Source organism: Candidatus Pelagibacter sp. Uisw_121 (assembly GCF_047722545.1).
In the GTDB taxonomy this organism is placed as follows: domain Bacteria; phylum Pseudomonadota; class Alphaproteobacteria; order Pelagibacterales; family Pelagibacteraceae; genus Pelagibacter.
On sequence record NZ_CP159816.1, the window covers coordinates 410108 to 423088 of the forward strand.

The following is a 12981-nucleotide window of genomic DNA, read 5'->3' on the forward strand; positions in this document are numbered from 1 at the left end:
GCTGTAACTTTAAGTGCTAACGTTACTTTAACAACAAGTAGTGATGCAGTTACATTCTCATCAACTATTAACAGTGCAGATAGTACAAGAAGAAATTTAACGATCGCAACAGGAGGTGACTCAACTACAGTAACTTTTGATGGTATAGTGGGTGGAAGTCAAGCTGTTGGAGAAATTGCAATAACAGGTGTATTAGATTTAGATGCAGCAATTACTGACGCAACATCTGTTAGTGTTAGTGGTACATCTAACTTAGGAGCAAATGTTACTACAACTGGTACACAAACTTACTCAGGTTCAGTGACTTTAAGTGGTGGAAATAGAATTTTAGAAGGTACAACTGTTGCAACTGCAGCATTAAATGGTGGCTCAAGTAATTTAACAATTACTGGTATTTTAGACCTAAACGGAGCAATAACTAGTACAGCTGTTTTAAGTGTTAGTGGAGCATCGAACTTAGGTGCAAATGTTACAACTACTGGAACTCAAACTTATACAGGTGCAGTAACCTTAAGCACAAATGCTACCTTAACATCTTCTAATGATAATTTTACTTTCTCAAATACTATCGACAGTGATAGCAGCACAAGAAATTTAACTTTAAATCCTGGTAGTGGAACAATTGCAGTATCAGGCGCTATTGGTGGTGGTGAAGCGTTAGGTACTTTAACTATAACTCAATCAGGTGGCACAACTTTTGGAGGCCGTGTTACTGCAGCAACTGTTACTCTAACCGATACAGCTGATGATGCGGACATAAGTTTCAATGCTGGAATTACAATTGATACATTAAATACTGCATCACAAGGTTATGACATAAATCTTTATGGAGCAACAAACACAGTTACTAATGCTGTAACTTTCTCAAATACAGGAACTTTAAAAATTAATAACGGCAATACATTAATTACTAACTTTAATGGTGGTGTAACTGCAACTGCACCAAGCTCAATTACCATGCAAGGAACTATTAGAGATCAAAGTGGAACAGGTGCAATTACACTTGGAGACTCTAATACAGGACTTACATTAGTTGGTAATTCTACTGTTGGTGGCACATCAACAGGTAACATTACTTTAGGTGCTGTAACGGGTAGTTCACACACTTTAAATTTAGGTGTAAATGGTACATCAAACACTATTAGTGTTGGTGGAATTGTATCACTTGATACTTTAAATATTTCAACAAACTCTACAGCAACATTTACCGCTGCAGTAGGTAGTGGTTCAACTTTAACTAATTTAATAATTAAATCAGGATCAACGTTTAATGAAAATGTTACTTCAACTAACATTTTAATTAACAATTCAATCACTGGTACATTTAAAAAAGCAATAACTGCTTCAGAAATTCTTTTAGATGGTGGTACAATAGTATTATCAGAAGATAATAGTGTTACCATTGCAGGAACGATTAATGGACGCAATACTACTGAAGGAACTATTCAAGTTACTGGTGCTACAAAAACATTCTCAGGTATAGTTGGTGGATCTCAAGTCTTAACATTAGTTGATATTGATGATATTGCAGTGTTTAGTGCAAATGTTTCAGCTACAACTGCAAACCTTGCAGCAACAACTACATTTGCTGGAGATACTACCTTAACAACTTTAACAGTTCAGAGTGCAAGTTATAATGTAATATTCAATGGTTCATCTAATACAATTACTAATGCTGCTAATTTCCAAAACACAGGAACAGTAACTTTTGGAAATGCAAGTGATGACAGCTCATTATTTAATGGTGGCCTTACAACAACTGCACCAAGTCAAATAAATATTGGTGGAACACTTCAAACTTCAGATGATGCAATGTCACTAGGAGATAGTGATACTCCAATAGTACTTGTTGCAAACACAACTTTAAATACTGGAAGTGCAGCTTTAACATTAAATACTACAGTTAATGGAGCATATACCTTAACTTTAAACTCCACTGCAGCGACTACATTTGCAGGAATTATTGGTGGATCAGCAGCTCCTACAGGAATTAATACTAATGCAGATGGAACAGTTGTCTTTAATACTACTGCAATTACATCTGCAGGTGCTCAACTTTATAGAGAAAATGCAACAATTGGTGGGAATATTACCTTCACAACTGGAGATAATAACATCACATTCTCAGGTACACTTGATAGCGTTAGTGATACTAAAACTTTAACAATCGTTGCTGGATCTGGTGATACTACGTTCTCAGGAACAATTGGTGGATCTGAAGCTTTAGGAAACACTACAATCGGTACAGCAGGATTGACAGCAAGTGCATTTAAAGTTCAAGGAACTTTAGCAATTACGAATAGTGCAGAGAGTGAAATTGATGGTGTAATTAGTGATGGTGATAGTGCTGCAATACTTACAAAAGCAGGAAATGCTAAATTAACATTAAGTGGAAATAATACTTTTACTGGTGCAGTTACAGTTAATGCAGGTAGATTACAGATTACACATGCAAATGGTTTAGGTGGAACAGATGGAGCAACAACAGTTGCAGATGGGGGGAGATTAAATATCAATGGTGGTCTTACAATTGCTGAAGCAATAACTATTAACGGAACTGGAGACAGCTCAAAAGGTGCTCTTCATTTTAATGGAGGAAACAATACAGTATCAGGTAATATAACTCTAGGAGCTGATGCAAAAATTCATAGTCATACAGGCACCCAAACAATTTCTGGAACAATAAATGGTGCACATGGTTTAACAATTACTGGAACAGATGATTTTACTATCTCAGGTATTATAGGCGGTAGTACTGCACTAGATTCAGCTGCTGCAACAATTACAAATTCTGGAACATTTACTGTTGGTGCAAACATTACAACATCAGGCAATCAAACTTACACTGCAGCGGGTGGAATAGTAACTAGTGGTGCTAGAACGTTTACAAGTAACTCAGGAACAGTAAACTTTGCTTCAGCTTTAAGTGGAAACAACAATGTAACAGTTACAGGTGCTGCAGACATTGATGGTGCCATAACTGATATAGCTGTTCTAGCAATTAGTGGAGCATCTAATATTGGTGCAAATATTACAACATCAGGAACTCAAACCTATACAGGAGCTGTAACTTTAAGTGCTGCAGTTACTTTAACTACTAGTAGTGATGTTATTACATTTGAAGACACAGTTAACAGTGCAAATAGTACGAGAAGAAATTTAACACTTGCAACAGGTGGAGATTCTACTGAAATTAATTTTGATGGTATAGTTGGTGGAAGCCAAGCTGTTGGTGCAATTGCAATTACAGGTGCTCTAGATTTAAATGCAGCAATTACTGATGCAACTTCATTAAGTGTAAGTGGCGTATCTAACTTAGGCGCTGATGTTACAACAACTGGGACACAAACATATTCTGCGGCAACTACATTAAGTGGAGCTGCTAGAACTTTAGAAGGTTCAACAATTCAAACAACAACTATTAACGGTGCACAAAATTTAGCCATCACCGGTAACTTAGATCTTAACGGTATCATTGGTGGATCAAGTGCAATTGGTGTATTTAGTGTGAGTGGAACTTCAAACTTAGGAGCTAATGTAACAACAACTGGTACACAAACATATGCTGGTGCAGTTACATTAAGTGCTAATGTTGCTCTTGCTACATCAAATGATCAATTTGCATTCCAAAGTACAGTAAATAGTGACGGTTCTACACGTAATTTAACCCTAAATTCTGGATCTGCTACAATTGCAGTTTCTAATGCAATTGGTGGAGGTGCTGCATTAGGTACTTTAACTATAACCCAATCAGGTGGAACAACATTCTCAGGTACAGTTAATGCAGACACAATTACTTTAACAGATACAACAGGCAGTGTAACTTTTGCAGGAAATACAACACTTGCAACTTTAAATACAGCATCACAGAATTACAACATAATCTTTACAGGTGCTGCAAACACAATTACTAATGCAGTTACATTCTCAAATACTGGTTATATTAAATTTGGTGATGCAAGTGGAGATAGCTCAACATTTAATGGTGGTCTAACAACAACTGCACCAAGTGGAATTAGATTGGCTGGTATACTTCAAACATCCAATGATGCGATGTCATTAGGAGATGCTAATACTGCAATTGTTTTATATGCAAACTCAGTTTTAAATACTGGAAGTGCTGCTTTAACAGTTAATGCAGCTGTGAATGGTGGATACACTTTAACTTTAAATTCTTCTGCTGCTACAACATTTAAAGGAATCATTGGTGGTAGCACTAAACCTACAGGAATTACAACAAACTCAGGTGGAACAGTAGTCTTTAATACGACCGCAATCTCAACTAATGGTGCTCAGGCTTATGGAGAGAACGCAACAATTAGTGGTAACATTACTTTCACTACAACAAATAATGATATTACATTCTCAGGAACAGTTAACAGTGTTAGTGATACTAAAACTTTAACAATCGTTGCAGGCTCTGGTGATACCACTTTCTCAGGCACAGTGGGTGGATCTGAAGCTTTAGGAAATACAACAATTGGTACAGCAGGATTAACTGCTGGTGCAATTAAAGTTCAAGGAACTCTAGCAATTACAAATAGTGCTGCGAGTGAAATTGATGGTGTAATCAGTGATGGGGATAGTGCTGGAATAATTACAAAAGCAGGCGCTGGTAATTTAACTCTAAGTGGAGATAACACTTACACAGGTGCAACAACAGTTAATGCTGGTACATTAATAATTTCACATGCAGACAGTTTAGGTGGAACGAGTGGAGCAACAACAGTTGCTAGTGGTGGTGCACTAAGTATCTCAGGTGGGCTTACAATAGCTGAACCAATTACAATTTCAGGAACAGGTGTTTCATCTGGTGGTGCAATTGTATTTACTGGTGGAGATAATACTTACTCTGGTGCAATAACTTTAGGAGCAACTTCTACAATTGTAAGTACTGGTGGAGCACAAACAATTTCAGGAACAGTTAATGCTGGCAATGGTTTAACGATTACATCTAATAGTGACTTAACTATCTCTGGTGTAGTTGGAGGAAGTACACCTTTAAGTGCTTATGCCGTAACAACTACAGGATCCGGAACTCAAACATTTAGTGCAAACGTTACAACAACTGGCAATCAAACTTATACTGCAGCAGGTGGAATTACCTCAAGTGGTGCCAGAACATTTACAAGTAACTCTGGAACAGTTAATTTTGCTTCAGCATTAGCGGGTAATAACAACAATTTAACAGTGTCAGGTGCTGCAGATATAGATGGTGCAGTAACAAATATTGCAGTTCTAAGCATAACAGGTGCATCAAATATTAGTGCTAATATCACATCAAGTGGCACTCAAACTTATGGTGGTGCTGTAACTTTAAGTGCTAACACAACTCTAACAACTAGCAGTGATATTGTTACATTCTCAGATACAGTTAACAGTGCTGATAGTACAAATAGAAATTTAACAGTTACAACAGGAGGTAACTCTGTACACATTAATTTTGATGGTATCGTCGGTGGAAGTCAAGGCCTTGGTGCAATAGCTCTTACAGGAGTTTTAGATTTAAATGCAGCAATTGCTGACGCAAACTCTTTAACAGTTAGTGGATCTACTGCTCTTGATGCTGATGTAACAACAAGCGGTACACAAACATATACATCAGTTGCTTTAGGAACGGGTGCTAGAACTTTAGAAGGTTCAATAATTCAAACCATAACTATTGATGGTGGTCAAAATTTAACTATTACTGGTAACCTAGACTCTAATGGTAACATAGGTTCTAATACCTCAATTGGTGTTTTCGAAGTTAGTGGAACCTCAAATTTTGCTGCTAATGTATTAACAAGTGGAACACAAACATATTCAGGTGCAGTAACTTTAGGTGCAAATATAGTTTTTACATCATCTAATGATAACTTCACATTCTCAAGTACTGTAGACAGTGATGATACAACTCGTAACTTAACTTTAAATGCTGGATCAGGAACAATTGGTATTTCTAATGCAGTAGGGGGTGGTGAAGCAATAGGAACTTTAACTATAACTCAATCTGGTGGCGTTACTTTTTCTGGAAATATTAATGCAGCAATAGTTACTTTAACAGATACATCTAACAGTGTAACTTTTGCAGGTAATACAGTTCTTACAACTCTAAATACAGCATCACAAGATTACAATGTAGTCTTCACAGGTTCTACAAACACAATTACTAATGCAGTTACATTCTCTAACACAGGATATGTAAGTTTTGGTAATGCAAGTGGTGATAGCTCAACATTTAATGGTGGGCTTACAACTACAGCACCAAGCCAAGTTAATGTTGGTGGAACTTTACAAACATCAAATGATGCTATGTCGTTAGGTGATGCAAATACTGCAATTGTGCTTGTTGCTAATTCAGTTTTAAATACTGGAAGTGCTGCGCTAACAGTTAACTCAACAGTTAATGGTGGGTACACTTTAACTTTAAATTCTACTGCTGACACAACATTCTCAGGAATAGTTGGTGGAAGCACTAAGCTTACAGGAATTATAACAAACTCAGGTGGAACAGTAGTATTTAATACAACAGCTATCTCAACTGATGGTGATCAAACTTATAATGATGCCGCAACATTAGGTGGCAACATTACTTTCACAACAACAGGAGATAATATTGTTTTTGCAAGCACACTTGATAGTGATAGCACAACTAGAACTTTAGATATTGTTGCTGGAGCAGGTAACACAACATTTACAGGTGCAGTTGGTGGATCAGAACCTTTAGGAAATACTACAATTGGAACTGCAGTTTTAACTGCTGCTGCAATTAAAGCGCAAGGAACATTAGCAATTACTAACAGTGGTACTAGTGAAATAGATGGTGTTATTAGTGATGGCGGATCTGCATTAGCTCTTACAAAAGCTGGAGCTGGATCACTTACTTTATCGGGCACAAACACATATACTGGTACTTCAACAATTTCAGCAGGTTCAATTGTAATTGGAGCTGATGCAGGATTAGGTGCTGCACCAGGAAGTGCATCTGCTGGCCATTTTGTATTTGCATCAGGTGGATCAGGAACTTTAAATACTACTGCTTCATTTACATTACATGCTAATAGAGGAATTGCTTTAACTGGTAATGGAATTATTAATACAAATGCTTCTAGAACATTAACTTATGCTGGTGTAATTGCTGGATCAGGAACAATCACCAAGTCTGGTGCTGGTACATTAACTTTATCAGGAACTAGTACACACACTGGTTCAAATAGAATATTAGCTGGAACATTAAGTATAAACAAAGACAGAGCACTTGGTGCAGTTCCAGGGTCAACTGATGTTGACAACATTGATTTCTTAGCAAGTGGAACTGGAACATTAAATACTACTGCTACTTTCACATTAAACACAAAAAGAGGAATTACACTAACATACAATGGAATAATAAATACAGCTGCTTCAACAACATTAACTTATGGAGGTGTTATTGCTGGATCTGGAAGTTTTACTGGTGGATGGGGTAAATTTACCAAATCAGGAGCTGGTAACATTACATTGTCTGGTGTAAATACATTTAGAGGTGGAACTTTTATAACAGCTGGATCTGTAATACTAGGTGCGGCTGGTGTTTTAGCTGACAATAGTGGAGTTGTTCTATCTAATATTGATGGCGCCATATTGAACTTAAATGGTAATAATGAAACTATTGGTGGATTAGATGGTGGAGGAACAACTGGAGGAAATGTTGTTTTAGGTAGTGGAACTTTAAGCATTAACGGTATTTGGAGACCTAATGGAAGTAGTTTAGGTTATCACGGCGTAATAAGTGGTTCGGGTGGTATTAAATCAGTTGGTACAAAATCAATTACATTAACAAATGCTAACAACAGTTATAGTGGAGCAACTGACATAAATAGTGGTGGTATAAATTTAAAAACTAACAATGGTGTTCTTCCAAATGGTACTGAATTAACAATACGATCTACTGGATTTTTAGCGTTGCACGGTGGAGTATCACAAACTGTAGCAAAACTTGTTGGCACAAGTGCAAATTCAAGAATATCACTTAATAGAAATTTTGATGACACTATTGGCAAAATAACTATTAATCAATCATCAAACACTGAATTTGAAGGTGTGATATATGGAAGGGGCGGGTTAATAAAAACAGGTAGTGGAAACTTAACATTATCAGGCGCAAATACTTACGTTGGTGGAACAACAATTAATGGTGGAACAATTATCTTAGGTGCTGCAGGTGTATTAAGTGATACAGGTTTTGTTTCATTAGCAAATACAAGCGGTGTTGCATTAAACCTAAATGATAATAATGAAAAAATAGGAGCACTTATTGGAGGTGGATCAACAGGTGGTAATGTTGTTATGGGAAGTGGAAATTTAACAGTCAATCCATCTGCAAACAAAGGACGTTCAGCAAGAGGGTCACTATATAGCGGTGTTATTAGTGGGTCAGGAAACCTTACCAAGACTGGTGTTGGAACACTAAGATTAGCTGCTGCTAATACATACTCTGGAACAACAATAATTAATAGTAGTAACAACAGTGGTATAACTTTAGAAACAACTAACAATGTACTTCCAACCACAACTGAACTAACGATTACAAAAGGACATCTTACATTAGTTAACGTGTCACAAACAGTTGCAAAACTAACTGGTTCAAGTGGTACAAAAATAGTTAATAATAAATGGTACAAACAAGATAAAATACTGACAGTCAATCAGTCTGCAAATTCAACATACGCAGGTATAATTAGTGGTAGAGGTAATTTTCTTAAAACAGGTGCTGGAAATCTTACACTGTCAGCTGCCAATACTTATGTCGGTGGAACAACAATTAATGGTGGAACAATTATCCTAGGTGGAGCAGGTATATTAAATGACACAAGTATAGTTACACTAGCAAATACCAGTGGTGTTGCCTTAAACTTGAATGGTAATAACGAAACCATTGGAGCGCTTTTTGGTGGAGGAACAACTGGTGGAAATATTGTTTTGGGAAGTGGAGATTTAACAATTAATAACGTTCATAATATTAATGGTTTAAGTGGATCATTTGGCTCAACATTTAGTGGAGTTATCAGTGGAACAGGAAGTGTTACTAAAATTGGAGGTGGAACATTTAGATTAGCTAATTCGAACACTTATACAGGTGGAACAATAATTAATGTTGGTAAAGTTATACTTCAAACAAATAATGCATTAGCTTCAGCTAGAGCTTTAACTTTAGCAAACTCTGCTAAATTAATTGTTGGTACAAATATTACTCAAACAATAGGAGCTTTTACAGGAGGCTCTAGCACAACATTATGGGTTAGAAATGGTGCAACTTTAAATGTTAATCAAAGTTCGGACACAACAATGGCAGGTACAATATTTGGATTTGGAATTGGTGGTAACAAAGGTAAGTTAAGAAAAACAGGTTCTGGAACATTAACCATTAATGGAACAAATAATATAACTGTAGAAAACTTTTAATATATTCTATATTTAAAAAGTTAATTGATTTGAAAATAACTAAGATAAAAATTATGAAAAAAAATACATCCAAAAAAATACTAATCTTAGGTGATATATTTTTAGATATATTTGAATCAACAGAAATCTTGAAAATGTCACCGGAGAGACCAGTGCCAGTTTTAAAGCCATTAAAATCAACAAATTTATTAGGTGGAGCTGCTAACGTTGCAAATAATATCAAATCTATAGGAGGTAATCCTTTTCTGATTTCAAAATTGTCAAATGACTTAACTTTAGAAAAAATCAAACAACTGTTAAATAAAAATAAAATAGAATTTAAAATTATTTTAAATAAGAACTATTCATCTCCTATAAAAAAAAGAATAGTTCAAAATGATCATCAATTTTGTCGAGTTGATGATGAGACTTATGCAAAATTAAAAAAAAAAGGATGAAATAAAAATTATCCAATTTATTAAAAAAAATATTAACAAATTCGAATCATTAATTATATCTGATTATTCAAAAGGTTTTTTGACAGATAATTTAATTAAGAGTTCAATCAAAGCCTTTAAAGATAAAAAAAAACCAATATTTACAGACCCTAAAAATAAAAATGTTGAAGTATATAAGGGGTCTAATTTCATATGCCCAAATTTAAAAGAATTTTATGAATTTTTTGAATATCAAAAATTACAATTTAATAATAATTCAATTCTTAAATTACTAAAAAAAACAAACACTGATGCATTTATTGTAACCAAGGGATCTAAAGGAATAACAGTATTATTAAGAAATAATAAAAAAATAGAAATTCCACAAGAAGATGTAAATGTTTATGATGTTACTGGGGCGGGAGATACATTTATCAGCATATTCTCATACATGTTATCAAAAAATATTGATTTGGTTAATTCATTAAAGATAGCATCTTTAGCCTGTATAAAAGTAGTTCAAAAAAAACATACAGCAGTTTTATCGTTCACTGAATTTCAAAAGATAATAGAAGAATTCTGTGAAAATAAATATCTTGATATTGATCTTAAAATTATTTTATGGAAATTAGTAAAACTTAAAATTGGTGTAACTAATGGCTGCTTTGACGTGTTGCACTCAGGTCATTTGCATCTTTTAAGTGATGCTAAAAAAAAATGTGATAAATTAATCGTACTTCTAAATAGTGATAGTTCCATAAGAAAAATCAAAGGCAAGAATAGACCAATGATAAAACTAGGTAAAAGAATTAGTCTTTTAAAAATGATTAAAGGCGTTGATGGTGTTGAAGTTTTTGAAGAAAAAACACCTGAAAAAATAATCACTAAGATTTTACCTGATATTTTGTTTAAAGGATCTGATTACAAAGCTAAAGAATTAGCTGGTTACAAGACAATAAAAGATAGCGGAGGAACAGTAAAAATTATAAAGAAATTAAAAAATTTTAGTTCCACACAACTAATTGGACAAAGATAAAAAAAATTACATTTAAGTTAATTTATTTGCACTATTCATAAAGACCTTTATAAATATACATGATTGTACAATTAAAATTTTAATCTTATGAACTTTTTAATAACAGGAATTACCGGATTTGCTGGCCCTCATTTAGCTGAGCTTTTAATTAAGAACAAACATACTGTCTATGGATTAATTCTGTGTAGTAATGGTAGAGAGAATGATATTAGGGATGTTTTGAATGATGAGGTTTATAATTCAATAAAATGGGTTTATTCTGATTTAAGAAATTTAAGAAGTTTAAATAATATATTTAAAGAAAATGAATTTGATGGAGTTTTTCATCTAGCAGCACAGTCACATCCACCTACTAGTTTTTTGGATCCTATTGGTACAATGGAAAATAATGTAATGGGGTCTGCTAATCTAATACAATGTGTTTCAGACAATCAACCAAATTGTAATCTAATGTTTTGCTCAACATCTGAAGTTTATGGAAATACAGGCAGAGATGGAAGAAAAATAAAAACCACAGATGTGATTTTACCATCTAACCCGTATGCCTCTTCAAAAGCTGCTACTGATCTCTATATGCAAGAAAGAATTACAAATAAAAAAATTAAAGGATTTATCACTAGAGCTTTTTCTCATACTGGACCCAGAAGGGGAAAAAATTTTTCTATTTCATCTGATGCGTATCAAGTTGCAAGAATGATGAAAGGCCTTCAAGATAAAACTCTATTAATTGGAAATTTAGAAACAGTTAGGGTTGTGATTGATGTGAGAGATACGGTAAATGCTTATTATTTATCAATGATAAATAAAAAGTGTGATGGAAAAATATTCAATGTTTGTGGAGACACACCAAGGAAAATGCAATTTTTTACAGATAAACTTATTGAAGTTAGTAAGCTTAAAGATGTTAAGCAGAAAATTCACGAGCCATTTTATAGACCCATTGATATCGACTATCAACATGGTGACTCAACTGAGTTAACTGACTTAACGGAATGGGAACCTAAGATACCTATAGAAAAAACTTTAGAAGATCTTCTTAAATATTGGGTTAATAAAATAAACTAAATAAGACTTTAAATTAATCATAGTTCTTCTATGTGAGTATTACATAAACTATTTCAGTTTATTGAGATCATTAAATATTTTTCTAAAAACTTGAATTGGTTTAGTTTCATTAATATTCTTTTTAGGGTAAAATATTCTTTGTTTTTTATTTAATGGGAACCATTTACCTTTAGGAGCTGTAAGTCCAAAAATCACCGCACCTGGTATACTGTAAACACTTGCAACATGCATAGTTCCGTCATCATGTGAGATATGATATTGACTTGAATTTATTAATCTAAAAAAAGATTTCACAGTAGTTTTTCCACACATATTGATTATTTGTTTATTGTTAATCTTACAGACTATATTAGCATTAGATATTTCGTTTTTAGAGCCAACAATTTTAATTTTAAAATTTGGAAACTTATTTACTATTTTTTGAATCAATATTACCCAATTCTTAAATTTCCACGTTTTTTTAACATTTCTGCCCCCCATTGAAATAGTTATATATTTTTCTTTTATATTTCTTTTGTTTTGAAAAAGATCAGAATAAGAAATTTGATTATTTTTAATATGCTTATCTACTGTGTGGCACAGATAATACGTTTCATTAAATTTAATATAATCACATCTTTCTCCTTGAGTGTTTTTACCTTTTAAGTCAAAACCAAACATTTCTTTAATTCTACATATCTTAAAAAATATATAATCTCTTTTTTCTCTAGATTTATTTAAAAATTCATTAAAATAATAAAGTTTATCAAATTTTTTTCTAAAAATTTTTATTAAAAAAAATAAAAATGAAAAATAGTTATTATTATAAAATATAAATTCATCTATAATCTTTTTTTTAAAAGGTAATAGATTAGGTGTTACAAAGCCTACAGATTTTTTTTGTAGTGAAGAAAAATAAATTTTAGCTCCTGGATTTTTTTTTCTAATTAATTTTATTGCAGGAGTTGCATGTATAAAATCACCTAAACTCGAATTTCGATAAATTAAAATTTTTTTCAAATCTATTAAACTTTATAAGAATTATTGATATTTACAATT

Annotated in this window: 5 protein-coding genes (1 of these 5 running past the window's edge); 4 read left to right on the plus strand and 1 reads right to left on the minus strand. The window is 33.4% G+C overall.

The features are described 5' to 3' along the window. The 4 genes from ABXT52_RS02170 to ABXT52_RS02185 form a co-directional block, all read left to right on the plus strand. Positions 1-9426, plus strand: partial view of an autotransporter-associated beta strand repeat-containing protein gene (locus ABXT52_RS02170; protein ID WP_415272252.1) — the 3' end only. The gene continues 19776 nt to the left of window position 1, outside the view; the window shows 9426 of its 29202 coding nt (coding positions 19777-29202); the start codon falls outside the window, past its left edge; it ends in the stop codon at positions 9424-9426. A gap of 53 nt (positions 9427-9479) precedes the next feature. Then, positions 9480-9863: a PfkB family carbohydrate kinase gene (locus tag ABXT52_RS02175; RefSeq protein WP_415272253.1), complete on the plus strand. Its 384-nt coding sequence runs from the start codon at positions 9480-9482 to the stop codon at positions 9861-9863. A 79-nt stretch (positions 9864-9942) separates the two neighbouring features. Further along, positions 9943-10878, plus strand: a complete 936-nt coding sequence (locus tag ABXT52_RS02180) for a PfkB family carbohydrate kinase (RefSeq protein WP_415272254.1) — start codon at positions 9943-9945, stop codon at positions 10876-10878. An 87-nt stretch (positions 10879-10965) separates the two neighbouring features. Further along, positions 10966-11943: a GDP-mannose 4,6-dehydratase gene (locus ABXT52_RS02185; protein WP_415272255.1), complete on the plus strand. Its 978-nt coding sequence runs from the start codon at positions 10966-10968 to the stop codon at positions 11941-11943. A 48-nt stretch (positions 11944-11991) separates the two neighbouring features. Here the strand turns inward: ABXT52_RS02185 and ABXT52_RS02190 are convergent, their stop codons facing one another. After that, positions 11992-12942 (minus strand): glycosyltransferase family 9 protein, encoded by a 951-nt coding sequence (locus ABXT52_RS02190; RefSeq protein ID WP_415272256.1) that lies wholly within the window; start codon positions 12940-12942, stop codon positions 11992-11994. Positions 12943-12981 lie beyond the last annotated feature (39 nt).